We start from the raw sequence: 26433 nt of genomic DNA, 5'->3' as shown, positions 1-26433 counted from the left end.
CATCAGCCGCCGGGGTTCTCCATCCGGCCGGACACCACGCTCTCCGCGATCGCCGCCGTCTCGGCGTCGGTGAGCCGGTGGGTGCCCTCGGCGGTAGCGGTCATCACGACCGGGTAGATCCGCCGGGTCAGGTCGGGGCCGCCGGTGGCGGTGTCGTCGTCCGCCGCGTCGTAGAGCGCCTCGACCGCCAGCCGCGTCGCGTCCTCGACCGACAGGCCGGCCCGGAACCGCTTCTTCAGCGCGGACTTGGCGAACAGCGAACCGGAGCCGATCGCGTCGTAACCGGTCTCCTCGTACGGGCCACCGGTCACGTCGAAGCTGAAGATCCGCCCGGCCCGCGCCGGGTCGCTCGCGGCCAGGTCGAAGCCGGCGAACAGCGGGACCACCGCGAGGCCCTGCATGGCCGCGCCCAGGTTGCCGCGGATCATCGACGCCAGCCGGTTGGCCTTGCCGTCGAGCGAGAGCATCGCGCCCTCGATCTTCTCGTAGTGCTCCAGCTCCACCTGGAACAGTCGCATCAGCTCGATGCCGATGCCGGCGGTGCCCGCGATGCCGACGAGCGAGTACGCGTCGGCCGGGTGCACCTTCTCGATGTCGCGCTGGGCGATCAGGTTGCCCATCGTGGCGCGCCGGTCGCCGGCCATGACCACACCACCGGCGGCCGAGATGGCCACGATGGTGGTCGCGTGCGGCGCCATGTCGGCGGCCATGCCGGGCGGCAGCGGCCGACGGCCGGGCAGCATCTCGGGGGCCACCTTGCTCAGGAACGCTGTGAAGGAGGACGTCCCCGCGTTGGTGAACACATCTGGAAGACGCCCGGATGGATCAAAACCCGCTGCCACGTGGTTCCTCTCAGGTACGTGATCGCCCCGGCCGGCCCCACGGGACTGTCCCGGGACCGGCCAAGACCACCGTTGCAGTTGAAGCAGATTATCCCGCGCACCCGTCCGGCGCGATCATCGTGGTGCCGGCGGTTGACGGCCCGCCCGTCGCCCTGCGGACGAAACGGACATATGCCCTATTGACCGCCCTTTTGTACGTAGCCCCTCACGAACTCCTCGGCGTTCTCCTCCAGGACGGAGTCGATCTCGTCGAGCAGGTCGTCCACGTCCTCGGTGATCTCGGCGTGCCGCTCGGCCACCTCGGGGTTGGCCTCAGCGGTGACCTCCTCGACCTCCTCGCGGGACTTGCCGGACTGGGTCTGCCCACCCTCTTGCGTAGCCATGGTGGTGCCTCCTCCACGATCGCCTGCGATCAACTTACCTCGCGGGAGCGACGAAAGGCCCGTCGCGTGCCCGTTTCCGGCACCCGGCGGGCCTTCCGGCATCGGGGTCACCCGCCGGTGAGCGTCTCCAGCAGATCCTTGGCGCTCTCGCAGCGGTCGAACAGCTCACCGACGTGCGCGCGGGTGCCCCGCTCGGGCTCCATCATCGGCACCCGGACCAGCGACTCCCGGCCCACGTCGAAGATGACCGAGTCCCAGCTCGCGGCGACCACCTCGGAGGCGTACCGGTCCAGGCAGCGGCCCCGGAAGTAGGCCCGGGTGTCCTCCGGCGGCTCGGTCATCGCGGTGCGCGTCTGCTCGTCGGTGAGCAGCGTCTTCATCGAGCCGCGCTGCACCAGCCGGTGGTAGAGGCCCTTCTCCGGCCGCACGTCGGAGTACTGCAGGTCGACCAGTTGCAGCTTGTGCGAGCCCCAGGCGAGCTTCTCCCGCTCCCGGTAACCCTCCAGCAGCCGCAGCTTGGCCACCCAGTCCAGCTCGTCGGCGCACTCGAAGGCGTCCCGGCCGAGCCGGTCCAGCACGCTCTCCCAGCGGCGCAGCACGTCGGCGGTCTGCGCGTCGACGTCCTTGCCGTAGCGGTCGTCCACGAAGGAGGACACCCGCTCCAGGTACGCCCACTGCACGTCCAGCGCGGTGAGCTTGCGGCCGTCGCGCATCCGCATCAGGTGCTTGAGCGACGGGTCGTGGCTGACCGCGCGCAGTTCGGCCACCGGGTCGGCGATGCCCAGGTCCGCGCCGAGCGCCTTCTCCTCGATCATGGCGAGGATCAGCGAGGTGGTGCCGACCTTGAGGAACGTGGAGATCTCGGAGAGGTTGGCGTCGCCGATGATGACGTGCAGCCGGCGGTACTTGTCGGCGTCGGCGTGCGGCTCGTCCCGGGTGTTGATGATGGGCCGCTTGAGCGTCGTCTCCAGTCCCACCTCGACCTCGAAGAAGTCGGCCCGCTGGGAGATCTGGAAGCCGGCCTGGCCGCCGTCCTGGCCGATGCCGACCCGCCCGGCGCCGCAGACGATCTGCCGGGTGACGAAGAACGGCGTCAGGTACGCCACGATGTCGGCGAACGGCGTCTGCCGGCGCATCAGGTAGTTCTCGTGCGCGCCGTAGCTGGCGCCCTTGTTGTCGGTGTTGTTCTTGTACAGATGGATCGGGTGGGTGCCCGGGATGGTCGCGGCGCGGCGGGCCGCCTCGGCCATCACCCGCTCTCCCGCCTTGTCCCACCGCACCACGTCGAGGGGGTTCGTCACCTCGGGCGTGGAGTACTCCGGGTGCGCGTGGTCGACGTAGAGGCGGGCGCCGTTGGTGAGTATGACGTTTGCCAGCCCGAGGTCCTCGTCGGCGAGCGCCTCGGCCGGGTCGTACGCGGCGCCGGAGTAGGTGAACCCGCGGGCGTCGCGCAGTGGCGACTCCTCCTCGTAGTCCCAGCGGGCCCGGCCGCCCCGGTTGAGTTCCGGCCGCGCCCCGTAGGCGTTCACCACCTGGGAGGAGGTGACCATCGGGTTGGCTCCGGCCTGACCGGGCACGGAGATGCCGTACTCGACCTCGGTGCCCATGATCCGTCTAACGCTCATCGACCTGCCCGCTCCCGCTCGCCGTCCCGGTCCCCGTCACGTCGAGCGTAGTCGGCGTGACGCGCGCAGGGGGCGTGGCGGCAGCGCCGGGTCCGGTGTGGCGGCTTCCCCCGGGTACGCGCGAAGGCCCGTGGCGTACGCGCCACGGGCCTTCGTCGAGGGTCGGACTACAGGTATTGACCGGTGTTGCTGGCGGTCTCGATGGACCGTCCGGCCTCGGCGCCCTTGCCGCCGGAGACGAGCGTGCGGATGTAGACGATCCGCTCGCCCTTCTTGCCGGAGATGCGCGCCCAGTCGTCGGGGTTGGTGGTGTTGGGCAGGTCCTCGTTCTCGCGGAACTCGTCGACGCAGGCGTCGAGCAGGTGCTGCAGCCGCAGACCCTTGCGGCCTGAGGTGAGGAACTCCTTGATGGCCATCTTCTTGCCCCGGTCGACGATGTTCTGGATCATCGCGCCGGAGTTGAAGTCCTTGAAGTAGAGGACTTCCTTGTCGCCGTTGGCGTAGGTGACCTCGAGGAAGCGGTTCTCCTCGGTCTCGGAGTACATCCGCAGGACCACCGCGTCGATCATCGCCGCGACGGTGGCCTGGGCGTCGCCGCCGTGTTCGGCCAGGTCGTCGGCGTGCAGCGGCAGGCCGGCGAGGATGTACTTGGAGAAGATGTCCTTCGCCGCCTCGGCGTCCGGCCGCTCGATCTTGATCTTCACGTCGAGCCGGCCGGGGCGCAGGATCGCCGGGTCGATCATGTCTTCCCGGTTGGAGGCGCCGATGACGATGACGTTCTCCAGGCCCTCGACGCCGTCGATCTCGCTGAGCAGCTGCGGGACGATGGTGTTCTCCACGTCGGAGGAGACGCCGGAGCCGCGGGTGCGGAACACGGAGTCCATCTCGTCGAAGAACACGATCACGGGGGTGCCCTCGCCGGCCTTCTCCCGCGCCCGCTGGAAGATCAGCCGGATGTGCCGCTCGGTCTCGCCGACGTACTTGTTGAGCAGCTCAGGGCCCTTGATGTTGAGGAAGAAGCTGGTGTGCCGCTCCTTGCCCTCCCGCTCGGCGATCTTCTTGGCCAGCGAGTTCGCCACCGCCTTGGCGATGAGCGTCTTGCCGCAGCCGGGCGGGCCGTAGAGCAGGATGCCCTTCGGCGGCCGGAGCTGGTGCTCGCGGAACAGGTCGGAGTGCAGGAAGGGCAGTTCCACCGCGTCGCGGATCTGCTCGATCTGCGCCTGGAGGCCGCCGATGTCCTCGTAGTTGACGTCGGGCACCTCCTCCAGGACCAGTTCCTCGACCTCGCTCTTCGGGATCCGCTCGTACGCGTACGCCGAGCGGGGCTCGATCATGAGCGAGTCGCCGGCCCGGATCGCACTGCCGATCAGGGTCTCGGCGAGGTGCACGATGCGCTCCTCGTCGGAGTGCGAGACCACGAGCGCCCGGTCACCCGGAGCGCCCTCGGGGCCCGCCAGGATCTCCTTGAGCATCACCACCTCGCCGACCCGCTCGTAGCCGAACGCGTCGACGATGTTGAGCGCGTCGTTGAGCAGGACCTCCTGGCCACGGCGCAGCTCGTCGACCTCCAGCGAGGGCGAGACGGCCACCCGGAGCTTGCGCCCACCAGTGAACACGTCCACCGTGCCGTCGTCGTGCTTGGCCAGGAAGACGCCGTAGCCACTCGGCGGCTGGGCGAGACGGTCGATCTCCTCCTTGAGCGTCACGATCTGCGCGCGAGCCTCCTTGAGGGTGCTCACGAGCCGTTCGTTGTTCTCGGTCAGCCGCGCCAACTGTGCCTGGGTGGCCGCCAGCCGCTCTTCGAGCTGCCGGACGTGTCGGGGGCTTTCGGTCAACTTGCGCCGCACCAGAGCGAGTTCCTCTTGCAGGAACGCGACCTGCGTGGAGAGATCGTGGGCTTCCTTTTCCCACCGTGCGGCGCGCGAGTCCGCGTCGTCGCTGCGTGCCACGTCCCACCTCCCCGGGGGGCTTGAACGTTCTGACCTAACACTAGCCGCTATGAGCCCGATTCGGTCCACAGCAACGCGCTCGTCACCGAAGCTTGATCGCGAAGGGCTGGTCGCGGGGCGGGTACGGGCGTTCGGGTACCGTCGGAGTGTGGGACGGGAGAACATGGGGGGTGCTTCGTGACCGACGTCGCGACCGACCAGTTGCAGGTCTGGGTGGATCAGGACCTCTGCACCGGTGACGGGCTCTGCGTGCAGTACGCGCCGGAGGTCTTCGAGTTCGACGTCGACGGCCTGGCGTACGTCAAGGGCCCGGACGGCGAGCTGCGGCAGGCCCCGGGCGCCCGGGTGGACGTGCCGGAGCACCTGCGCCTCGAGGTGATCGACTCGGCGAAGGAGTGCCCGGGCGAGTGCATCCACGTGGTGCGCGGCAGCGACGGCGTGGAGGTGGCCGGCCCGGAGGCCGACGACTGACCGTGGACGGACACGACGGGCCGGGGACACACGTCCCCGGCCCGTCGTGCGTCCGCCTCAGAGCAGGGGCCGGCCGACCACCGAGGCGACCAGCCGGGCGAACTCCTCCAGCCGGGCGATCTGCCCGGCCCCGCCGTCGTCCAGCGTCTTGCCGAAGCGCAGCGCGTCGTGCCGGGGCGCGCCGATCGCCTCGTCGCTGGGTGGCGCCTCGTCCAGCGAGCTGAGCAGCAGGTACACGTCGATGCTGTCGACCCGTACGGTGCCGTTGTCGGCGCGCATGAGCCGCCGCCGGCAGCCGACCTCGGTGACGGTGGACAGCGGCACCACCCGCAGCGACGAGGTCATCGCGCCGGGCGGCCCCTCCCCCGGCGGCACGTCCTCGCCGTGCCAGAGCACCAGCCGGCTGCCGTCGCAGACGACGACCTCCTGCCACACCCCGTTCACCTCGTTGACGAAGCGTTCCAGCGTGAAGCCGAGCACGGAGGCGCCGCGCAGCACGCCGTCGAGCGCCTCCAGCGCGATGTCCGGGTCGCGCAGGTACGCCCGCGCGGCCGACTCCAGGTCCGTGTAGGGCGACCAGTCCGGGAAGACGGCCGGCAGGTCGCCGTTGCCGTAGCCGGGGTTGCTCACGCCGCCTCCCGCCGGCCCGCGCCGCGGCGCCGCCATCGGTTCCGGTCACCGGCACGGGCGCGCCGCCCGACGCGCGCCCCGATCCGCTCGCTCATGCCACCGTCTCCACCCGCTCAGGTGTCGTCCCCACCGGCACACATGATCCGCCCGTGCGCGCGCGCCCTCGCGGCGGGGGTCAGGACTCCTGCGGCTCCTCCGCCGCGCGGGCCGCGGCGGCCGCGCGCAGGGCGTCGCGGCGCTGCGCGTACGCCTCGGCGCCCTTGCTGGGCTTGCGCCGGCGCGGCGGCGCGGTGACCCCGGGGGCGAGCTTGCGCGCGGACACCAGGAACGCGGTGTGGGCGATCATCCGGTGGTCCGGGCGGACCGCGAGCCCCTCGGCGTGCCAGTCGCGCACGAGCGACTCCCAGGCGCGCGGCTCGGTCCAGCCGCCGCGCTCGCGCAGCGCCTCGACCAGCTCGGACAGCTGCGGGGTGGTGGCCACGTAGCCGATCAGCACGCCGCCGGGCACGAGCGCCCGCTCGACCATGTCGAGCATCTCCCATGGGGTGAGCATGTCCAGGATGATCCGGTCGAATCCGGTCTCGGCGCAGTCGGCGACGTCGCCGACGTGCAGGTTCCAGGCCGGGTGCGGGCCGTTGAAGAACGCCTCGACGTTGCGGCGGGCGATCTGCGCGAAGTCGTCGCGCACCTCGAACGAGTGCAGCTCGCCCTCGGTGCCGACGGCCCGCAGCAGCGAGCAGGACAGCGCGCCGGATCCGGCGCCGGCCTCCAGCACCTTGGCGCCGGGGAAGACGTCGCCCATGGCGACGATCTGCGCCGAGTCCTTCGGGTAGATCACCTGGGCGCCGCGCGGCATGGACAGCACGTAGTCCGACAGCAGCGGCCGCAGCGCCAGGAACGCCGTACCGCCGCCGGCGGTGGTGACCACGCTGCCGTCGGGCAGGCCGATCAGGGTGTCGTGCTTGAGGATCCCGCGGTGGGTGTGGAACTCCTTGCCGGGCTCCAGCGTCACGGTGTGCATCCGGCCCTTCGGGTCGGTCAGCTGGACCCGGTCGCCGGGCCGGAACGGCCCGCGGTGCACCGGGGGCAACGCCGGGACGGTGGAGATCTCTGCGGTCACGTGTTCGTCTTCCGTTCGGGTTCCAGGAGCTGGGCGAGATCCGCGATGTGCAGCACGCCGACCACATCTTCGCCTGCCGTCACGACGTACTGCGCGCCCGGGTGGGTGCGCACCGTCTCCAGCACCCGCTCGCCGTCGGCCCCGAGCGGCAGGGCCGGCACGGCGGCCAGGTCGCGGGCCACCTCGTCCACCGCGACCCACGGCCTCCGTTCCGGGGGTACGCGGGCGGCGCGCGCCGGGTCGACCAGGGCGACGGTACGGCCGGCCGAGTCGGCCACGCCGAGCGCCGCGTCCGGGGTGCCCGCCTCGTCGCGGCGGCGCTGCGCCTCGGCCAGCGGGGTACCGGCGGGCACCGGCAGCACCGGGCGGGCCAGCCGGGCGAGGTCGACCAGGTGCAGCCGGCGGCCGATGCGGGCCAGCCGGATCGACTGGCCGGCGCCGCGCCACAGCGTCAGCGCGACGAGCAGGAGCAGCGGCAGGGCCAGCGGGGCCAGTGCCCGGCGCATGGTGAGCACCACGACCAGCGCCAGCGTGCCCAGCGCGACGGCCCGGCCCACCCAGCCGGCCACCTCGGTGCCGCGGTGGCGGTCGCGGGTGAGCGCCCACACGGCGGCGCGCAGTGCCCGGCCGCCGTCCAGCGGCAGCCCGGGCAGGCTGTTGAAGATCGCCACCACGACGTTGCTGACCGCGAGCTGGAAGGCGAGCTGGTGGCCGAGCGTGCCGGCGGGCAGGGCGAGGGTGGCGGCGACCGCGCCGGCGCCGAGCACCGCGGAGACGGCCGGGCCGGCCAGGGAGATCAGCAGCTCGACCCGGGGGCTGGGGGCGTCGCGGTCCATCTCGGTGTACCCGCCGAGCAGTTCCAGCGTGATCCCCCGCACACCGATGTCGTACCGGCGGGCGGTCAGCGCGTGGCCCAGCTCGTGCAGCAGCACGGAGCCGAGCAGCGAGATCACGAACCCGAGGCCGACGAGGTAGCCGCCGAGCGGGCCGAGGTCGAGCTGACGGCGGGCCAGCGCCGCGTACAGCACCGTGACCACGACCGTGAGCAGCAGCATCGAGGCGTCGACGCGCAGCGGCACCCCGAGGACCCGGCCGAGGCTGAGCCCCGGCCGGCGGGGTCCTCGGCTCCGCTGCTGCACCGGCCCGATGCTACGTGAGCGCCGGGAGCGAGCCGCCGCGGTCGCGCGGTCCCGATCATGCTTCGGTGCGGCGACGGGGGCCCTGTCACACGCGTGCCCTAACCTTCCGGGCATGACGGCGGAACCGATGATCGACAGTCCCGGCGACCAGACGGCGGCAGCGGCGCCGGTCACCGTGCGGGCCTCGTTGTCGCCGTCGCGGGCGGCCGACTTCAAGACCTGCCCGCTGCTCTACCGGTTCCGCAGCATCGACCGGCTGCCCGAGCGGCCGACCGTCGAGCAGGCCCGGGGCACGCTCGTGCACGCCGTGCTGGAGCGGCTGTTCGACCTGCCTGCCGCCGCGCGCACCCCGGAGTCGGCCGGTGACCTGGTCGCCCCGCAGTGGGACCGGCTGCTCACCGAGGAGCCGGAGCTGGCCACGCTGTTCGCCGACGGCGACGCCGTCGGGCCGCAGGAGTTCCTCCGGTCGGCGACGGCGCTGCTGGACGGCTACTTCGCGGTGGAGGATCCGCGCAGGCTGGAGCCGGCCGAGCGCGAGGCGCTGATCTCCGCGGTGGTGGACGACGAACTGCTCATCCGGGGTTACCTCGACCGGCTCGACGTCGCGCCGGACGGCGCGCTGCGGGTGGTCGACTACAAGACCGGCGGTGCGCCGCGCGAGGCGTTCGAGGCGCGGGCGCTGTTCCAGCTCAAGTTCTACGCCCTGGTGCTGTGGCGCACCCGGGGTGTGGTGCCGCGGGTGCTGCGCCTGCTCTACCTCAAGGACGCCGAGGTCTGCGACTACGCGCCGGACGCCGACGAGCTGGTGCGCTTCGAGCGCACCGTGGTGGCGCTGTGGCGGGCGATCGAGCAGGCCACCGACCGGCAGGACTTCCGTCCCCGGCCGAGCCGCCTGTGCGACTGGTGCAACCACCAGGCGCTGTGCCCGAGCTACGGCGGGACACCGCCGCCGTTCCCGGCGCCCGCCGCCGCACCCGATCCGCTCGTGGACGCCCGCTCCCGCCCGGTAGCGCCCGGCGCCGACGAGTGACCTCCGCTCCTGCCGGCGGGTGCCCGGGCTGACGCCTGGCCGGACGGCCCCCTATCGGCGGGCGATCCCGCGCAGGGCCAGCACGCAAGAGCGCCCGCGATCCCGCTGGGTAACCACCCCCACCTGACCGCCCGCTTCCCGCCCCGTGGGGCATGCGTGCCACTTCGGGAAGGTGGCGGGATCGAGCGGTGCGCGATGCCGCAACCTCCCCGAGCAGGCGTGGATCACCACCGGTGGCGACCGAGCACCCCGGCCACTTCACCCAAGTGGCGAGGTTGACGGGAGCAGGGCGCAGCCACCTCGGGGAGGTGGCGGAGTCGACGAGGGCGGGACGCGCCACCTCGGGGAGGTGGCGGGGTCGATGGGGGTGGGACGCAGCCACCTCGGCGAAGTGGAGTCGATCATGGGTGCGGGCGTGCCCCACCATCGGCGACGGGCTCAACGAGCGGGGCGCGGCGCTCCCCCAGGCCGGGCTTGTCCGGGGCCGGGTCATCGCGGGGCGAGTCCGGCACCGGGTCACCGCGGGGCGAGCCGGGCGCCGGGGTCACCGCGGACGAATGCGATGCCGGGCCACCGTGGGGACCGGCGATCCCGCGCAAGCCCGGCACACAGACCGCCCACGATCCCGCGCGGGCCGGGCGCGCGGAGTGCGGCCAACCTGCGGGATCGGGGCGGCCTGATCGGCGACCGCGCGGGCGGCGCCCTCTACGGTGGTTACCGCGGCCCGGTTCACGCCGGGTGGGCGTGGGCGTGCGCTGATGCCCGGCCGGACCGCCGCCCGGACGACGAGGGGGACGCATGACCGAGGGCGCCGTGTCCCGGCCGGTGCGGGTTCTGCTCGCCGACGACCAGCCGCTGCTGCGTACCGGATTCCGGATGGTGCTCGGCGCGGAGGACGACCTCGACGTGGTGGGTGAGGCCGGCGACGGAGCGGAGGCGGTGGACCTGTCCCGGCGGCTGCTGCCCGACGTGGTGCTGATGGACGTCCGGATGCCGCGCCTGGACGGGGTGGCCGCGACCCGGGCGATCGTGTCGGCCCGGCTGCCGGTGCGGGTACTCGTGCTCACCACGTTCGAGCAGGACGAACACGTCGTCGGGTCGCTGCGGGCCGGGGCGAGCGGCTTCCTCACCAAGGACGTGCCGGCAGAGGACCTCGTCGCGGCGATCCGCACGGTGGCCGCCGGGGGCGCGGTGATGTCTCCGCGCATCCTGCGGCGGCTGCTGGACCGCTTCGCCCAGGTGCTGCCGGACCCGGCCGCGGCGCCGGCGCGGGCGCTGGCGCCGCTGACCGACCGGGAGCGCGAGGTGCTCACCCACATGGCGCGCGGACTGTCCAACGCGGAGATCGCCCGGGTGCTGTCGGTCAGCGAGACCACTGTGAAAACCCATGTCGGCCATGTGCTGACGAAGCTACGGTTGCGCGACCGGGTCCAGGCGGTCGTGCTCGCGTACGAGACGGGCCTGGTCCGTCCCGGCGGCTGAGGTGGCGCGGGTCACCTACCGTGACCAGCGGCGGGGCTGATGTGTTGACCATCACGCCAGGTGAGGCCGTGACGTCGGCGTCGCCTGCCGGTCAGGGGTCACCCTGAGCCCGGATGGGGGTCGACCCTCACCGGAAGATCGGCACGGATTCCACCCCAGGTCGGAGGGCTTTCGGGCTCGCGACCTCGAGGATGGATTCCGCCGCACCGACCAGCGGGGGCGGTGCGGCGATGAGAACGACAGACGGAAGAGGTAGATGACGTGACCGCGACGGTAGGCCGACAGCAGGCCGCGGCCCGGGCGAACGACGTGTGGAAGGTGTACGGCAGCGGTGAGGCTCAGGTCGTCGCGCTGCGGGGGGTGAGCGCCGAGTTCGAACGCGGCCGGTTCACCGCGATCATGGGGCCGTCCGGCTCGGGTAAGTCCACTCTGATGCACTGCCTCGCCGGTCTGGACACGGTGACAAAGGGCACCGTGATGATCGGCGACACGACGGTGACCGGTCTCAACGACGCGGGCCTGACGAAGCTGCGCCGGGACAAGGTGGGCTTCATCTTCCAGCAGTTCAACCTGCTCCCGACGCTCACCGCGCAGGAGAACATCCTGCTGCCGCTGTCGATCGCCGGGCGCAAGCCCGACCCGGCCTGGTACGACACGGTGATCGACACGGTCGGGCTGCGGGAGCGGCTCGGGCACCGCCCGGCGCAGCTCTCCGGCGGCCAGCAGCAGCGCGTGGCGTGCGCCCGGGCGCTCGTCGCCCGCCCCGAGGTGATCTTCGCGGACGAGCCGACCGGCAACCTGGACTCCCGCTCCGGCGCCGAGGTGCTGAAGTTCCTGCGCAACTCGGTCCGCGAGCACGGCCAGACCATCGTGATGGTCACGCACGACCCGACCGCCGCCGCGTACGCCGACCGGGTGGTCTTCCTCGCCGACGGGCAGATCGTCTCGGAGCTGATCGAGCCGACCGCGGAGACGGTGCTGGACACGATGAAGAAGCTGGACGCCCCGGTCGAGGTGGGCAACTGATGCTGCGGGCAACGCTCAAGAGCCTGCTGGCGCGCAAGCTGCGCCTGCTGCTGTCCGGCCTGGCGGTGGTGCTCGGCGTCATGTTCGTCTCCGGCGCGTTCGTGCTCACCGACACGCTCGGGCGGTCCTTCGACGCGGTCTTCGCCGACGCGTACGCCGAGGTCGACGTCAGCGTCGAGGCGAAGCCGAAGATCGACGTCTCCACCGCGGAGGGCATGCCGCTGAGCACCCCGATGCCGGCGTCGGTGCTCGAGCGCATCAAGGCGGTGCCCGGCGTCGCCGACGCCAAGGGCGTGGTGGCCGCCGACGGCGCCCGCATGATCGGCAGCAACGGCAAGGTGGTCACCTCGTTCGGCCCGCCGCAGCTGGGCCAGAACTGGCTCGGTGAGAGCGACCTGGTGGAGATCCGCGAGGGCCGCGCGCCGCAGGCCGACGACGAGATCGTGATCAACACCGCGCTGGCCGAGGCGGGCAAGGTCAAGGTCGGCGACCGGGTCGGCGTGCTGACCCTCGCCCCGAAGAAGGAGTTCACGCTCGTCGGCGTGTTCGGCTACAGCGGCGGCCGGGACTCGATCGGTGGTGCCAACGAGGTCTACTTCACCACCCCGGTGGCGCAGCAGCTGATGCTGGGCAAGCCGGACGTGTTCAGCAACGTCAGCGTCCAGGCCGCCGACGGCACCACGCCGGCCGCGCTGCGCGACGAGGTGGCCCGCACGCTGGGTGCCGACTACCAGGTCAAGACCGGCGAACAACTCGCCGCCGACGCCTCGGCCGGCCTCAAGGAGGGGTTGTCGTTCTTCAACAAGATCCTCCTCGGGTTCGCCGCGGTGGCGCTGCTGGTCGGCACGTTCCTGATCCTCAACACGTTCTCGATCATCGTGGCCCAGCGCACCCGTGAGCTGGCCCTGATGCGGGCGATCGGGGCCAGCGGCAAGCAGGTCATCGGCTCGGTGGTGCTGGAGGCGCTCGCTGTCGGCCTGATCGCCTCGGTGCTGGGGCTCGCCGCCGGCATCGGTGTGGGCGCGCTGCTGGCGTACCTGTTCGGTCAGCTCGCCGGGGGTCTGACCCTGGCCGGGCTGGGCGTGCCGGCCTCGGCGGTGATCGGCGCGTTCGCGGTCGGCATGCTGATCACGGTGATCGCCGCGCTGCTGCCGGCGCTGCGTGCCTCGCGCATCCCGCCGATCGCCGCGATGCAGGACGTCGCCACGCCGGACCGGCCACTGACGAAGGTCACCATCGGCGGCGCCGTGGTGACCGGCATCGGCGCGGTGCTGCTGTTCCTCGGTCTCGGCGGGCACGCCGGCGACAGCACCCTGGCGACCATCCTCGGCGGCGTGCTGTTCGCGTTCATCGGGGTGGCGCTGCTGACGCCGATCATCAGCCGGCCGGTGGTCGCGCTGCTCGGCGCGATGTTCTCCTGGTCGGTGCCGGGCAAGCTGGGCCGGCTCAACTCGGGCCGCAACCCCCGCCGTACCGCGATCACGGCCGCCGCGCTGATGGTGGGCATCGCCCTGGTCACCGGCGTGACGGTGATCCTGGACTCGGCCAAGGGCAGCATCGGCAAGCTGGCCGAGGACAACATCAAGGCGGAGCTGGTGATCTCCGGCTCCACGTCCGGGCCGCGTCCGGCGAGCTTCGACCCGGCGGTGCTGGAGAAGGCCGCCGCGATCCCGGGCGTGCGGATGGTCGACGGCGAGTACGGCGACATGGCAGTGGTCGGCGGCGAGCGGACCTGGGTGGCCGTGTCGAGCAACGTGGCCGCCCTGCAGCAGATCTTCGGGGCGAAGGCCGCCGCCGGTGACATCAGCAAGCTGGCACCGGACCAGATGCTGGTCAGCTCGGACACCGCGAAGGCACGCAACCTCACCGTCGGTTCGACGGTGCCGGTGCAGCTGTCCCGCGGCGACGCCCGCACCTACACGGTCAGCGGCATCTACGAGAGCTCGCAGCTGACCAACCCGGTGACGCTGCCGCCGCAGGCCGCCGCGGACTTCGCCATCCCGCAGCCGATCCAGGGTTTCCTGCAGCTCGCCCCCGGCACGTCGGTGGACGCGGTGCAGCCGCAGGTCGAGCGGCTGCTGGCGGACAGCCCCGAGGTGTCGGTGGCCGACCGGGCCGCGTTCATCGAGCAGCAGACCGGTCAGCTGGACTCCCTGCTCCAGATGATCCAGATCCTGCTGGCGCTGGCCATCGTCATCGCGGTGCTGGGCATCATCAACACGCTCGCGCTGTCGGTGCTGGAGCGGACGCGGGAGCTGGGCCTGTTGCGGGCGATCGGCCTGCGCCGCGCCCAGACCATGCGCATGATCACGGTCGAGGCGGTGGTGATCTCGATCTTCGGCGCGCTGCTCGGCGTGGTGGTCGGCACGGGTCTCGGCGCGGCGGTGGTCGAGGCGCTCAAGGACGAGGGCATCACCGACCTGGTCCTGCCGTGGGGTCAGATGGTGACGTTCCTGATCCTGGCCGCGATCATCGGCGTGGTCGCCGCGGTGCTGCCGGCGATCCGCGCCGCGCGGATCAACGTCCTGGGCGCCATCGCCCACGACTGACGTGAAAGGAAGGGCCCCTTCTTAACGCCTCGTGCATAGGAAGGGGCCCTTCCTAACGGTTGAGCAGGGCCGCGAGCAACTCCAGGTCCGCCCCGAGCAGGCTCTCCATCTGGTGTACGCCGTCGGCGGGCGCCAGCGGCACCTCGGCCGGTACGGCCAGCACCGCCGCCCCGGCGGCGAGCGCGCTGGCCACCCCGGTCGGTGAGTCCTCGATCGCCACGCACCGCTCGACCGGCACGTCCAGCAGACGCGCGGCGGTCAGGTACGGCTCCGGGTGCGGCTTCGCCGCGTCCACCTCGTCGCCGCAGACCACCGCGTCGAAGCTGTCCCGTCCCAGCGTGTCCAGGGCCACCTCGACCAGGGACCGGCCGCTGGAGGTGACCAGCGCGGTGGGGATGCCGGCGTCGCGTACCGCCCGCAGCAGCGCCAGCGCGCCCGGACGCCATTGCAGCCCGGTGCGGAACAGGTCCAGGATCCGGGCGCTGATCCAGTCGGCGCTTTCCTGCACGTCCCGCTCCGGCTGGCCCAGGTCGTCGTGCACGATCCGCATCGCGTCGGCCATCCCGGTGCCGACGATCGCGCGGCGGGCGTCATCGGACAGGACACCGCCGTACACGGCGGCCAGTTCCTGCAACGCGACGTCCCACAGTTTCTCGCTGTCGACCAGGGTGCCGTCCATGTCGAAGAGCACGGCGGCGGGGTGCTTGCTGCTCAGCGGGGGCCTCCTTCGGTACGCGTACCCCGCCGATCCTGCCAGCCGCGTCCGGTGCGCCAGTCACCGTCCCCGATCGGGGTGACCCGCGGCATCACCGGAGGCCGCAGGCGCCGAGCGACTTCTCGTACCCCCGGAAGAACGACTCGCTGCGCTGCTCGGCGGTGCCGTGCGAGCCCTCGGCGAACCACGGCTGGTCGGGGTCGTCGCCGACCGCGAGCAGCCCTTCCCGGAACTCCTCCAGGTCACCGTCCGCCAGCTCCAGGGCCCCGGACCGCACGCTGTCCCCGAGGTACGCCCCGGCCATGCAGTCGGCCTGCAGTTCCTGCTGGATGGTGAAGTTGTAGCGGATGCCCAGCCGCACCTGCATGCCGTGGGCGTACTCGTGGCCGAGCAGGTAGAACAGGAACGCGTCGCCGATCTGCCGGAACGCCGCCACCGACCAGTTCACGTCGTACGCGATGAAGTCGCCGGCCGAGCAGTACACCGCGTTGTTGCGCGGCAGGCCCTGCCCGGCGCAGGCCACCTCGCCCTCGCGGCTGTAGGCCACCACCCGCCGGATCGGGGTGAACCGCTGACCCGAGGCGCGGAACTGCTCCGCCCAGTAGCGTTCGGCCAGCCGGACCGCGTCCTGGATGTCCTGCTTGAACTCGGCCACGCTCGTCGTGCCGTCCGCGCGGGTGGTCTGCGACTCGGGCTGCGTGCTGCGCGGGGGTGCGGGCTGCTGCGGCTCGCCCTGGTCGTAGCCGCCGGCCATGCAACCGGCCGCGACCAGCGCGGCCACCACCAGTCCGGCGATCGGCCCGCGCCCCTGACGTCCCGCCCTGTCCCCCACCATGACCTCCCGGCTGTTCGTTCCCGTGTCCCGCAGCAGTACCCCCGGCGGCCGCCGGTGATGCTCACCGGCTCTCACGCACCGCCGTCGCGAATCGTTTACCGGTGCGCGGGAACGGTACGGTCGGCGTCGTGGGCCGGTCGTACGCGGGAATCGTCTGGTGGCGACGCAGCCTCTGGAACGGCATGCGGTGCGTACCGGTGCTGCTGACGCTCGACGAGGGCCGGCTGCGCGCCCGCGACCGGCGCGGCGCGGAGGTGTTCGCCGCGCCCGCCGGGCAGGTCGAGGCCCGGGGAACCGTCTTCGGCACGATGCTGCTCACCGTCGGCGGCCGCCGGTACGCCCTGGTCGGCGTGGGTGCCACCGTCTCACCGGCGCCGAGCGCGGAGCAGTGGCGGCGGCTGGAGGAGTACACGGCCCGCGCCGAGCCGGTCCCCGACCTCGCGTCCTGGTGGGAGGTGCTGGCGCGGGCCGGCGTGACGGTGCGCTGACCGGCGCGGTCAGTCCAGGCCGCGCATGATGTGCGGCTCGCCGTCGTCGTCGCCGAAGCAGCGGTGCAGCACCTGGGCACGCGCCCACAGGTCCAGGCTGCTCGGCGGTCCGACCGGTCCCGTGCCGGCGGGTCGGGTCAGCACGGGAGCCGGTTCCGGCGGGACCTGCGACGTCACCTCGTCGGTCATGTCCGCCCCTTTCGTCGTACCCATGCTCGTCCGCGGGCGTTTCCGCCACGTCAACGCCGACGGCGGGGGCGTGGACGCGGCGCGCCTGACCCACGCCGGCCCGTACTCCGGTGACGGTAGCCCGCCAGGTCGCCGAGCACAGCCGTATTCCCGACGTCGCCGCAGGTCGCGGCCGGTGATCACGCCTGCGGGCCGCCCGGGCCGCAGGTGGCGCAGCAGGTGTCGCCGCGCCAGGCGTCGCGGCCCTCGCGGACCGCGACCACGGCGATCACCAGGGCGGCGACCGGGTCGGCCCAGGACCACCCGAACAGGCCGTTGAGGGCCAGCCCGACGAGCAGAACCACCGAGAGGTACGTGCACAGCAACGTCTGCTTCGAGTCGGCCACCGCCGACCGGGAGCCCAGTTCACGCCCGGCGCGCCGCTGCGCTGCCGACAGCACCGGCATCACGATCACCGAGAGCCCGGCGAGCACCAGCCCGGCCGGTGAGTGTGCGGCCTCGGTGCCGCCGAGCAGCGCCCGGACCGCCTCGACGGAGACGTACGCGGCGAGCGCGAAGAACGACACCGCGATGATGCGCAGCGCGACACGTTCCCGGGCCTGCGGGTCCGGACCGGCGAACTGCCACGCCACCGCTGCCGCGGAGGCCACCTCGATGACCGAGTCCAGACCGAAGCCGATCAGGGCGGTCGAGGACGCGACGGTGCCGGCGCTGATCGCCACCACCGCCTCGATCACGTTGTAGGTGATGGTCGCGGCGACCAGCAGGCGTACCCGGCGGGTGAGCAGCGCGCGGCGGTCCGGCGTCGGACCGGCGGGCGTGACCGGGATCAGCGGCAGGCTCATCAGCAGCCCCCAGGCGTCCGCATGCCGCGACCATACAACGCGTGCTTCTTCCTGGCGACGGGCTTGCATCCGGTACCCCGGTACGGGCTTACCGTCGAGAGGTGACCGACGATTCCTGGGTGCCCGACACCTGCACGCTGCCGACCACCGAACGGCCGCTGCGGCTGGCCGAGTTCGACGGGCTGTTCCACGACGCGCTGCGCGGCGCCGACCGGCCGGCCGCCGGGCATCTGCGGCTGCACCTCGACGGCGGCGCCGAAGCGCTCGCCCGGGACCTGATCGCCCGCGAGTCCGCCTGCTGCTCCTTCTTCACCTTCGATCTCGCCCGCCCGGACGGCGACACGCTGACGCTCGACATCCGCGTTCCGGCGACCCGTGTCGCCGTACTCGATGCCCTGGCCCTGCGGGCCACGGCCGCGCGGGGCCGGTGATGGGCGAGCCGGAGCTGCGCAGCGGCCGGCTCGCCGACGCAGCCGGGGTCAACGTGCAGACGCTGCGCTACCACGAACGGCGCGGGCTGCTGCCCGCGCCCCGGCGGTCGCCGGGCGGGCATCGCCTCTACCCGGCCGAGACGGTCACCCTGCTGCGGGTGGTGAAGGCCGCGCAACGCCTGCTGCCCCCTGCCGTTCGCCGGGCCCGCCGACCGGGCCGCCCGGCCGGTCCCCGGCCCGGTGTCGCTACGGTCTGACGCATGACGGTCGTGCGGTCCATCCTGCTTTTCCTGCTCGCCGCGCTCGCCGAGATCGGCGGCGCCTGGCTGGTGTGGCAGGGCTGGCGGGAGAACCGCGGGCTGCTCTGGATCGCCGCCGGGGTGATCGCGCTCGGCGCCTACGGGTTCGTGGCCACGTTTCAGCCGGACGCGAACTTCGGCCGCATCCTCGCCGCCTACGGCGGCGTCTTCGTCGCCGGGTCGCTCGCCTGGGGCATGGTCGTCGACAAGTTCCGGCCCGACCGCTACGACCTCGTCGGCGCGGCCATCTGCCTGGTCGGCGTCGCGGTCATCATGTACGCCCCGCGCACGGGCTGACGGCGGCGCCGAGCGCGGGTGATGAGTTTTCCCGCCCGTCCCCGTCTCACAGACGACGGCACACGACGAAGCGGGAGGATGACGTGATGGGTGCGGAGACGCAACCGGCGGAACCGGGCGTACGGGATCTGGCCGAGGTCGACGAACCGGCGTTCACCGGGCTGGCGCAGCGGCACCGGCGGGAGCTGCACGTGCACTGCTACCGGATGCTCGGCTCGTTCGAGGACGCCGAGGACACCGTCCAGGAGACGTTCCTGCGGGCCTGGCGGCGGCGGGAGACGTTCGCGGGCCGGTCGACGTTCCGGGCCTGGCTGTACCGGATCGCCACCAACGCCTGCCTGGACCTGCTCGCCAAGTGCCGGCCCGAGCCGGCGACCGGCGGTGAGGTGCGGTGGCTCCAGCCGTACCCGGACCGGCTGCTCGACGAGTTGCCCGCCGCCGGCGCGGACGAGCCGGAGACGGTAGCTGTCGCGCGGGAGACGATCGAGCTGGCGTACCTGGTCGCGGTGCAGCACCTCGCGCCGCGCCCACGCGCCGTGCTGATCCTGCGGGACGTGCTCGGCTGGCCCGCCAAGGAGGTCGCGGAGCTGCTCGGCGACTCGGTCAACTCGGTGAACAGCGCGTTGCAGCGCGCCCGCGCCGGCATGCGGGAACACCTGCCCGCCCAGCGGCAGGACTGGACCGGCGACGAGACGGACACCCGGACCCGCGAGCTGGTACGCCGCTTCACCGACGCCGCCGTCGCCAAGGACGTCGGCGCGCTCGCCGCCATGCTGCGCGACGACGTGCGCTGCTCGATGCCGCCCACCCCGGGGCTGCAGATCGGCCGCGACGCGGTGGTGAGCGACTGGATCGCGGACGGCTTCGAGAGCCTGGGCAGCCTGCGAGCAGTGCCCACCGCGGTGAACCGGCAGCCCGCCGTCGCGTTCTACCTCTGGCAGGACAGCGACGGCGCGTACCTGCCGCTCACCGTCGACGCCCTGCGCGTCACCGGCGGGGCGATCACCGAGATCGTCACGTTCCACGCCGACCAGTTCCCGCGGCTCGGGCTGCCCGAGCGCCTGCCCGCCGACCGTACGCCGTAGTGCCCGCGCGGACGCTCGCGCTGCCCGGCGGCGCGCGCGTTCCGGTGATCGCGGCCCAGTGGCATCACGCGTACGGCGTGGTGACGCGCGGCCGGGTGCAGCTGGAGCTGCGCGACGGCACCCCCGGGCCGGTCCTCGGCCGCGACGCCGGCTTCTGGCTGCGCGGCACCGGCGTACGCGCGCTGCGCAACCCCGGCCGTCGCACCGCGACGGTACGGATCCTCACCCCTCATGAAGACGTTCGGAGGAACGACATGATCAGCAGCACCGACACCGGCGTCGTCTCTCGCCGTGCGCACGGCTTCCGGCGGCTCGCCGTCACCGGTCTGGTCGCCACGCTCGCGGCGGCGGTGATCACCACGCTCGCGGCGGCGCTCGCCCGGGCCGGCGGTGTGGACTTCGAGATCCCCGACGGCGGCGGCGAGACGATACCGTTGGGCGGGTTCGCCGTGGTGACCGGATTCTTCTCGCTCGTCGGCGTCGTCATCGCCGCCGCGCTGCTGCGGTTCAGCGCGCGTCCCGCGCGGCGGTTCATGTGGACAGCGGTGGCGCTGACCGCGCTGTCGATGGTCCCGCCGTTGATCGCCGGAGGCGACGCCGCCACGACGATCGGGCTGGTCGGGCTGCACCTGGTCGCGGCGGCGGTGATGATCCCCGCCCTGACGTGGGGCCTGCGCGCACGCCCTCCGGGACGCGCCTGACGGCTGCCCGGCCGTCGCGACGGTGGGCGGCGTGGGCCGGGCCACAGAACATTCCCGATTCACAGGGTTCGATCGGAAACGTTCGGGAACTCCGATATGGACCGAACGCCGGGCGCCGCCAGTCGGCGCCCGGCGCCACGTACGACCGAGAGGTGACACCATGACCTTCCGCGCCAGGCTCGTCGGAGCCGCACTCGTAGGGACGCTCGCCGCCGGTGGATCGGCACTGGCTGGGGCCTCGACGGCCAGCGCGCAGGCAGAACCCTGCGTTCAGCGCATCGCCGTGGTGAACAACGCCGCCTTCGTGATGTCCTTCAGCGTTCAGGCGAGCAACGGCCTGGAGACGGCGAACACCGACACCTACCCGATCAACCAGTCGCGGACGATCGATCTCACCACCACCGCGCTGCCGGTCGGGTCCGATGTCCGGCCAGTGGTCAACGCGGTGGCCGGAGCGCAGCGGACTCCGAGCAGCTTCGTGTCGTACTGCGAGAACGGGCAGACCGCCACGTACTCGGTGACCGGGACGACGTACGACTACTCGGTCACGCTGATCGGCTGACCGACGCGTCGACGCTTCGGGGCGTCCGCCATCCCGGCGGGCGCCCCGCGCTCGTCAGTGGCTACCGACCGACAGGCGGGTGCCGCAGATGGACGAGTCGTCCGATCGGTGCGGAGGGCCACACCGGCATCTATTGCTCTGGTTGAATGCGCCTGCGCCCTGCGCCCGCTGTGCACACCGGGGCACCCCATGTTGAAGGAGGACATCATGAAAAGTCGACGGCTCATTCTCCCACTCATCATCGCCGCCCTCGTGTCAGCCGTCGGCTGGGCGCCCTCACCTGCATACGCCTATCCTGTGACGCCCTTCAGCGCCAGCCTCTCTGGGGGCCTGACCGAAGGCGGCATTACCTGGTACAACCGCTCAGTCGGTTTGCAGGGCTATGTCTCGGACCACACTCCCGGCAGCACGACAGTCATGTTCGATTTCTACCAGGGGGAAAACCTCGACATGGCCCTTTACCTCTCCACTCAGACCCGGACCGCATCGGGCTACGGCGAAAATCGCACGGACTTCAATTTCACGCAGGAGGGGCCGGTAGGCGGGATCACCTGGGTCGTGATATCCCTCTGTACCGCCAAATGCCAGATCGTACTGACCTACAAGAGGCGCTGATCGGCTGACCGGCACGTCGACGCTTCGGGGCGTCCGCCATTCCGGCGGACGCCCCGCGCTCGTACGCTACGTTGACCGGGTGCCCGTACCCCGGCTGATTCCCATCGCACACGAGCCCAGCCACCGGACGGACAAGATCGGCCGCTACGACGACGGGTTGTTCCTCGCCTCGGCGTGGGACCACCACGCGTACGTGCACCGCTTCGACCACGACGGGACGTACCGGGACTCGACCATCACGCGGGTTCCGCATCGAGCCGCGCTTAGTGAGGCACTCGACGGGCTGCTCGCGAGCCTGCCCGGCAAGTCGTACGGCGACATCGCCGTACGACTGTTCCAGACCCGTCAGGACGGCGTCGTCTTCGGTCTGGTCGACGAGTTCGGCGACCGGGCGGGCGACGGCAGCCACGTCGACTGGGTCGAGCTGTATCCGGATCGCCTCGGATTCCACGAGCCGTGGGATGGGCTCTACGACACGTGACGGCCGCGTTGTGGTCCTCACAGGTCGAAGCTCCGCCAACCACTCGTTGACGGAGCCCGGACCCGTACGTAGCGGTCAGGACGCGAGGGAGAAGACTGCCACGACACCCTTGTGGCCGGAGTTGGTGTCTCCGACGATGCGGCCCGGTGGCGGACCAGCAGGGTGCCGCGAACGTGGCCGCTCGACGCGTACGGCCCGTTCAAGGCCGCTCCAGGGCCGGACGACGCGCGGTCAGCGGAAAATGAGGACCCCGCCGTTACCCGGTTCGGTCCACGTGGGCGAGGTAGCGCAGGCCGCGTTTGAGAAAGCTGCGCGGATTGGTGTCGACGTACCTCGCCCATCCCGGGTCCGCCTCGCCGCGCAGCCACCCGTACCGGGCCAACGCATAGCCGTACATGGGCTCGGTCAGGTAGCCGAGCTGGTTGGTACGGGCGTAGACATAGTCACCCCGGGCTTCTCGCGAGTACTCGAACGCGGCGTTGGCGCTGAAGATGCCAAGGCCGAAGAACACGGTCAACAGGTCCGTGAGTGCTTCCTGATCCCGCTGCTGCGCCGAGATCCGGCCGTCGCCCAGCAGCAAGACATGGCCCAACTCGTGAGCGATGGTCGCCACCAGCGCCATCGGACGAGCCGCCTGATCGTCGCGGATCCCGATGACGGAACGGCCATCGCGGATGCGGTGATGCCCGGCCGCGCCCTTCGACTGCGCGTGGATCGGGACGTGCGCGGACAACTCCGGGTTGTCGTCGGCCGCGTCGTGCTCGAGTTCCACTCGGGCGGGGTCGATGCCCATGTGAGCGCAGAGCCGATTCAGCACTGATCGGATGTCGTCGCGGGTGCCCCGGTAGACGCCGGGGAAATAGTGGTCGGTCGGCATCACAACCTCGCCGTGCAGCCGGTCGGTGCCGAACTGCGCCACGAACCAGTCCATCGACTGTTCGATCCAGTCCTGTTCGATCGGCCGTACCGGGCACTCCACCCGTCGCCACCACACCATGGCCTGGATTGTGAGGCATCATCACAAGCCGCGGGGAGCTCGTAGCCGCCCACACAACTGCGTCACTTGGCGTTGAAGTAGTTCGCCTCCGGGTGGTGCACGACGATCGCGTCGGTGGCCTGTTCCGGCACCAACTGGAACTCCTCGGACAACTGCACCCCGATCCGCTCCGCGCCCAGCAGCTCCACGATCTTCGCCCGGTCCTCCAGGTCCGGGCAGGCCGGATAGCCGAACGCGTACCGGCAGCCCCGGTAGTCGGTGCGCAGCAGACCGGCCAGGTCGGCCGGGTCGTCGTCGGCCACGGTGCCGCCGCCGGGCAGCACCAGCTCGGCCCGGATCCGCCGGTGCCAGTACTCCGCGAGGGCCTCGGTGAGCTGCACGGACAGGCCGTGCACCTCCAGGTAGTCGCGGTACTCGTTGCCGGCGAACATCTTCGCCGTGTACTCGCTGATCGGCTGCCCGACGGTGACCAGCTGCAACGCCACCACGTCGAGCTGGCCGCCCTTGGGCCGGAAGAAGTCGGCCAGGCACAGCCGCCGCTCCTGGCGCTGCCGGGGAAAGGAAAACCGGGCCCGCTCGCTGTGCCCGTTCTCGTCCAGCACCACCAGGTCGTTGCCCTCGGAGTACGCGGGGAAGTAGCCGTACACCACGGCCGCCTCCAGCACCTGGTCGGAGATCAGGCGGTCCAGCCAGTACCGCAGCCGGGGCCGGCCCTCGGTCTCGACCAGTTCCTCGTAGGACGGGCCCTTGCCGCCGCGTGCGCCGCGCAGCCCCCACTGGCCCAGGAACGTGGCCCGCTCGTCGAGCAGCGCCGCGTAGTCGGCCAGCGGTACGCCCTTGACGACGCGGGTGCCGAAGAACGGCGGCTTCGGCACCGCCACGTCGGCCGCCACATCGGAGCGCACCGACGCGTCGTCCAGTTCGGGCAGTGCCTCGCGGACCTGCGTCCGCTGCCGCTCGCGGCGCTCCCGGCGGGCCGCCAGTGCCGCCTCCCGCTCCGGGTCGACCACGGGCGCGCCGCCGCGCTTGGCCGCCATCACGCGGTCCATCAGGGACAGCCCTTCGAACGCGTCGCGGGCGTAGTGCACCTGGCCCGGGTAGATCGACCGCAGGTCGTCCTCGACGTACGCGCGGGTCAGCGCCGCGCCGCCGAGCAGCACCGGCCAACGCTCGGCCACGCCGCGGGAGGCCATCTCGGCCAGGTTCTCCTTCATGATGACTGTGCTCTTGACGAGCAGGCCGGACATGCCGATCGCGTCGGCCCGGTGCTCCTCGGCCGCGTCGAGGATCGCGTTGATCGGCTGCTTGATGCCGATGTTCACCACGTCGTAGCCGTTGTTGGACAGGATGATGTCGACCAGGTTCTTGCCGATGTCGTGCACGTCCCCCTTGACCGTGGCGAGCACGATGCGGCCCTTGCCGTCGTCATCGGTCTTCTCCATGTGCGGCTCCAGGTAGGCCACCGCGGTTTTCATCACCTCGGCGGACTGGAGTACGAACGGCAACTGCATCTGGCCGGAGCCGAACAGCTCACCGACCACCTTCATGCCGTCCAGCAGCAGGTCGTTGATGATGGACAGCGGCGTACGGCCCTGCGCCATCGCGGTGTCCAGGTCGGCCTCCAGGCCGTTGCGCTCGCCGTCGATGATCCGTCGCTTGAGCCGCTCGTCCAGCGGCAGCGCGGCCAGTTCCTCGGCCCGGGTGGCACGCGCCGAGGCGGCGTCCACGCCCTCGAAGGCCTCGATGAACCGCTGCACCGGGTCGTAGCCCTCGCGACGCCGGTCGTAGACCAGGTCGAGCGCCACCTCGCGCTGCTCGTCCGGGATCCGCGACATCGGCAGGATCTTGCTGGCGTGCACGATCGCCGAGGTCAGCCCGGCCTGGGCGCACTCGTGCAGGAACACCGAGTTGAGCACCTGCCGGGCCGCCGGGTTGAGGCCGAACGAGACGTTCGAGATGCCCGCGGTGAAGTTGACGCCCGGGTAGCGCGCGGCGATCTCCCGGATCGCCTCGATCGTCTCGATGCCGTCGCGGCGGGTCTCCTCCTGCCCGGTGGCGATCGGGAACGTCAGCGCGTCGATGAGGATGTCCTCCCGGCGCATCCCCCACCGGCCGGTCAGGTCGTCGATCAGCCGGCAGGCCACCCGTACCTTCCACTCGCGGGTGCGGGCCTGGCCCTCCTCGTCGATGAGCAGCGCCACGACGGCGGCGCCGTGCTCCCGGACCACCGGCATGATGCGCGCGTAGCGGGACTCGGGGCCGTCGCCGTCCTCGAAGTTGACCGAGTTGACCACGCACCGGCCGCCGAGCATCTCCAGCCCGGCCTCGATCACGGCCGGTTCGGTGGAGTCCAGCACGATCGGCAGCGTCGAGGCGGTGGCGAACCGGCCGGCCAGCTCCCGCATGTCCTGCGTACCGTCGCGGCCGACGTAGTCGACGCAGAGGTCGAGCAGGTGCGAGCCGTCGCGGGCCTGGCTGCGCGCGACCTCCACGCAGGCCTGCCAGTCACCGGCGAGCATGGACTCGCGGAACGCCTTCGAGCCGTTTGCGTTGGTCCGCTCCCCCACCATCAGGATGCTGGCGTCCTGGGCGAACGGCACGTGGTGGTAGATCGAGGAGACCCCGGCCTCCGGCTTCGGCTCCCGCGCCACCGGCGCCCGTCCGCCCAGCCGCTCCACCAGCACACGGATGTGCTCCGGGGTGGTGCCGCAGCAGCCGCCGATCAGGACCACGCCGTAGTCGGTGACGAACTGCTCCAGCGCGTCGGCCAGCTCGTCCGGGCTGAGCGGGAAGTACGCCCCGTCGGCGGTCAGCACCGGCAGGCCCGCGTTCGGCATCACCGAGATCGGGATACGCGCGTGCTGCGCCAGGTAGCGCAGGTGCTCGCCCATCTCCGTCGGGCCGGTGGAGCAGTTCAGCCCGATCAGGTCGACGCCGAGCGGCTCGATCGCGGTCAGCGCGGCGCCGATCTCACTGCCCAGCAGCATGGTGCCGGTCGTCTCCACGGCGACCTGGCAGATGATCGGGACGTCCCGGCCGGCCTCGGCGCGCGCCCGCTTCGACCCGACCACCGCCGCCTTGACCTGGAGGAGGTCCTGGCAGGTCTCGATGATCAGCGCGTCCGCGCCGCCGGCGATCAGGCCGGCGGCGTTCTCCTGGTACGCGTCACGCAGCGAGGCGTAGCTCGCGTGCCCGAGGGTCGGCAGCTTGGTGCCCGGGCCCATCGAACCGAGCACGAACCGGGGGTGCTCCGGCGTCGCGTACGCGTCGGCTGCCTCCCGCGCGATCCGCGCGCCCGCCTCGGACAGTTCCCGGATGCGGCCGGGGATGCCGTACTCGGCGAGGTTGGGCAGGTTGGCGCCGAACGTGTTGGTCTCCACGCAGTCCGCGCCGGCGGCCAGGTAGGCGTCGTGCACGCCGCGGACCACGTCCGGCCGGGTCATGTTGAGGATCTCGTTGCAGCCTTCGAGGCCGTCGAAGTCGTCGAGGGTGAGATCGGCAGCCTGGAGCATCGTCCCCATCGCGCCGTCCGCGATCAGGATCCGATCCGCCAGCAGGTCACGCAACGAGATAGACACATGCTCCAGGGTAGTGCGCCCGAGTGCGGCAGAGTCACCCGAACCGGGCCATCCCACATTCTGCCCACC

At 71.7% G+C, this 26433-nt stretch carries 28 protein-coding genes; 14 read left to right on the top strand and 14 right to left on the bottom strand.

Translation table 11 applies throughout. From position 1 onward, the window contains the following. Positions 1-2: 2 nt before the first annotated feature. The 5 genes from prcB to arc all read right to left on the bottom strand — a co-directional run bounded on the left by prcB (position 3) and on the right by arc (position 4799). A complete protein-coding gene (gene prcB, locus SM452_RS18685; protein ID WP_315985957.1) occupies positions 3-842 on the bottom strand; it encodes a proteasome subunit beta in 840 nt (279 codons plus the stop codon). Beyond that, positions 761-1015, bottom strand: coding sequence for an endonuclease domain-containing protein (locus SM452_RS18680; protein ID WP_355512608.1), 255 nt, complete (start codon positions 1013-1015; stop codon positions 761-763). The genes prcB and SM452_RS18680 overlap by 82 nt, the downstream gene beginning before the upstream one ends. Positions 1016-1018: 3 nt before the next feature. Beyond that, positions 1019-1225, bottom strand: a complete 207-nt coding sequence (locus tag SM452_RS18675; RefSeq protein WP_013286106.1) for a ubiquitin-like protein Pup — start codon at positions 1223-1225, stop codon at positions 1019-1021. Positions 1226-1332: 107 nt separating this feature from the next. Further along, the gene (gene dop / locus SM452_RS18670) at positions 1333-2850 is read right to left on the bottom strand and encodes a depupylase/deamidase Dop (protein WP_355512578.1); all 1518 of its coding nucleotides are present in this window, start codon (positions 2848-2850) and stop codon (positions 1333-1335) included. Positions 2851-3017: 167 nt separating this feature from the next. Then, positions 3018-4799 (bottom strand): proteasome ATPase, encoded by a 1782-nt coding sequence (gene arc / locus SM452_RS18665; RefSeq protein WP_018784497.1) that lies wholly within the window; start codon positions 4797-4799, stop codon positions 3018-3020. A 177-nt stretch (positions 4800-4976) separates the two neighbouring features. On the opposite strand from arc, the gene SM452_RS18660 reads away from it, so the two are divergent. Next, complete coding sequence (locus SM452_RS18660; RefSeq protein ID WP_043324386.1) at positions 4977-5270, top strand: ferredoxin; 294 nt, start codon at positions 4977-4979, stop codon at positions 5268-5270. 57 nt (positions 5271-5327) lie between these two features. Here the strand turns inward: SM452_RS18660 and SM452_RS18655 are convergent, their stop codons facing one another. The 3 genes from SM452_RS18655 to SM452_RS18645 all read right to left on the bottom strand — a co-directional run bounded on the left by SM452_RS18655 (position 5328) and on the right by SM452_RS18645 (position 8075). Beyond that, positions 5328-5900, bottom strand: coding sequence for a hypothetical protein (locus SM452_RS18655; RefSeq protein WP_013476950.1), 573 nt, complete (start codon positions 5898-5900; stop codon positions 5328-5330). 175 nt (positions 5901-6075) lie between these two features. After that, a complete protein-coding gene (locus tag SM452_RS18650; protein ID WP_135239956.1) occupies positions 6076-7020 on the bottom strand; it encodes a tRNA (adenine-N1)-methyltransferase in 945 nt (314 codons plus the stop codon). Beyond that, positions 7017-8075 (bottom strand): site-2 protease family protein, encoded by a 1059-nt coding sequence (locus SM452_RS18645; RefSeq protein WP_463840392.1) that lies wholly within the window; start codon positions 8073-8075, stop codon positions 7017-7019. The genes SM452_RS18650 and SM452_RS18645 overlap by 4 nt, the downstream gene beginning before the upstream one ends. Positions 8076-8271: 196 nt before the next feature. Here SM452_RS18645 and SM452_RS18640 point away from each other — a divergent pair, with 196 nt between their 5' ends. From SM452_RS18640 to SM452_RS18625, 4 genes are all read left to right on the top strand, one after another. Then, complete coding sequence (locus SM452_RS18640) at positions 8272-9189, top strand: RecB family exonuclease (RefSeq protein WP_463840377.1); 918 nt, start codon at positions 8272-8274, stop codon at positions 9187-9189. A gap of 798 nt (positions 9190-9987) precedes the next feature. Then, a complete protein-coding gene (locus SM452_RS18635; protein ID WP_269696876.1) occupies positions 9988-10671 on the top strand; it encodes a response regulator in 684 nt (227 codons plus the stop codon). Between the two features lie 261 nt (positions 10672-10932). Further along, positions 10933-11697 (top strand): ABC transporter ATP-binding protein, encoded by a 765-nt coding sequence (locus SM452_RS18630; RefSeq protein WP_355512581.1) that lies wholly within the window; start codon positions 10933-10935, stop codon positions 11695-11697. Continuing rightward, positions 11697-14246 carry an ABC transporter permease gene (locus SM452_RS18625; protein ID WP_355512583.1) on the top strand — a complete coding sequence of 850 codons (2550 nt, stop codon included), beginning with the start codon at positions 11697-11699 and terminating at the stop codon, positions 14244-14246. Before SM452_RS18630 ends, SM452_RS18625 begins: the two co-directional genes overlap by 1 nt. Positions 14247-14298: 52 nt before the next feature. Here the strand turns inward: SM452_RS18625 and SM452_RS18620 are convergent, their stop codons facing one another. Then, positions 14299-14937, bottom strand: a complete 639-nt coding sequence (locus SM452_RS18620; RefSeq protein ID WP_262016170.1) for an HAD family hydrolase — start codon at positions 14935-14937, stop codon at positions 14299-14301. Between the two features lie 115 nt (positions 14938-15052). Next, a complete protein-coding gene (locus SM452_RS18615; protein WP_262016189.1) occupies positions 15053-15793 on the bottom strand; it encodes a neutral zinc metallopeptidase in 741 nt (246 codons plus the stop codon). A gap of 104 nt (positions 15794-15897) precedes the next feature. Here SM452_RS18615 and SM452_RS18610 point away from each other — a divergent pair, with 104 nt between their 5' ends. After that, the gene (locus SM452_RS18610) at positions 15898-16284 is read left to right on the top strand and encodes a hypothetical protein (protein WP_355512585.1); all 387 of its coding nucleotides are present in this window, start codon (positions 15898-15900) and stop codon (positions 16282-16284) included. A gap of 9 nt (positions 16285-16293) precedes the next feature. Here SM452_RS18610 and SM452_RS18605 read toward each other — a convergent pair whose 3' ends face one another. Both SM452_RS18605 and SM452_RS18600 read right to left on the bottom strand, forming a co-directional pair. Beyond that, entirely contained in the window at positions 16294-16473 is a 180-nt protein-coding gene (locus SM452_RS18605) for a hypothetical protein (protein WP_262016172.1), read from the bottom strand. A 179-nt stretch (positions 16474-16652) separates the two neighbouring features. Then, positions 16653-17318 (bottom strand): cation efflux transmembrane domain-containing protein, encoded by a 666-nt coding sequence (locus SM452_RS18600; RefSeq protein ID WP_463840376.1) that lies wholly within the window; start codon positions 17316-17318, stop codon positions 16653-16655. Positions 17319-17419: 101 nt separating this feature from the next. Between SM452_RS18600 and SM452_RS18595 the strand changes: the two genes are divergently transcribed. The 8 genes from SM452_RS18595 to SM452_RS18560 all read left to right on the top strand — a co-directional run bounded on the left by SM452_RS18595 (position 17420) and on the right by SM452_RS18560 (position 21789). Beyond that, a complete protein-coding gene (locus SM452_RS18595; protein ID WP_262016174.1) occupies positions 17420-17749 on the top strand; it encodes a hypothetical protein in 330 nt (109 codons plus the stop codon). Next, positions 17749-18006, top strand: coding sequence for a MerR family DNA-binding transcriptional regulator (locus SM452_RS18590; protein ID WP_262016175.1), 258 nt, complete (start codon positions 17749-17751; stop codon positions 18004-18006). The genes SM452_RS18595 and SM452_RS18590 overlap by 1 nt, the downstream gene beginning before the upstream one ends. Before the next feature lie 3 nt (positions 18007-18009). Continuing rightward, a complete protein-coding gene (locus SM452_RS18585; protein ID WP_116510707.1) occupies positions 18010-18345 on the top strand; it encodes a YnfA family protein in 336 nt (111 codons plus the stop codon). Between the two features lie 86 nt (positions 18346-18431). Then, positions 18432-19430: an RNA polymerase subunit sigma-70 gene (locus tag SM452_RS18580; RefSeq protein ID WP_355512588.1), complete on the top strand. Its 999-nt coding sequence runs from the start codon at positions 18432-18434 to the stop codon at positions 19428-19430. Then, positions 19430-20131, top strand: coding sequence for a DUF6069 family protein (locus SM452_RS18575; protein ID WP_463840375.1), 702 nt, complete (start codon positions 19430-19432; stop codon positions 20129-20131). The genes SM452_RS18580 and SM452_RS18575 overlap by 1 nt, the downstream gene beginning before the upstream one ends. A gap of 160 nt (positions 20132-20291) precedes the next feature. Continuing rightward, the gene (locus tag SM452_RS18570; RefSeq protein ID WP_463840374.1) at positions 20292-20693 is read left to right on the top strand and encodes a hypothetical protein; all 402 of its coding nucleotides are present in this window, start codon (positions 20292-20294) and stop codon (positions 20691-20693) included. Between the two features lie 207 nt (positions 20694-20900). After that, on the top strand, positions 20901-21308 hold the full coding sequence (locus SM452_RS18565; protein WP_355512594.1) for a hypothetical protein: 408 nt from the start codon (positions 20901-20903) through the stop codon (positions 21306-21308). A gap of 79 nt (positions 21309-21387) precedes the next feature. Beyond that, entirely contained in the window at positions 21388-21789 is a 402-nt protein-coding gene (locus SM452_RS18560) for a hypothetical protein (RefSeq protein WP_463840373.1), read from the top strand. A 256-nt stretch (positions 21790-22045) separates the two neighbouring features. On the opposite strand, the gene SM452_RS18555 is transcribed toward SM452_RS18560, so the two are convergent. Next, positions 22046-22786, bottom strand: a complete 741-nt coding sequence (locus tag SM452_RS18555) for a hypothetical protein (RefSeq protein WP_463840372.1) — start codon at positions 22784-22786, stop codon at positions 22046-22048. A gap of 62 nt (positions 22787-22848) precedes the next feature. Then, complete coding sequence (gene metH, locus SM452_RS18550; protein ID WP_463840371.1) at positions 22849-26364, bottom strand: methionine synthase; 3516 nt, start codon at positions 26362-26364, stop codon at positions 22849-22851. Positions 26365-26433: the final 69 nt, after the last annotated feature.

The sequence above is a fragment of the Micromonospora sp. SYSU B005 genome (assembly GCF_055362685.1).
This window is presented reverse-complemented; position numbering and strand designations above follow the sequence as displayed.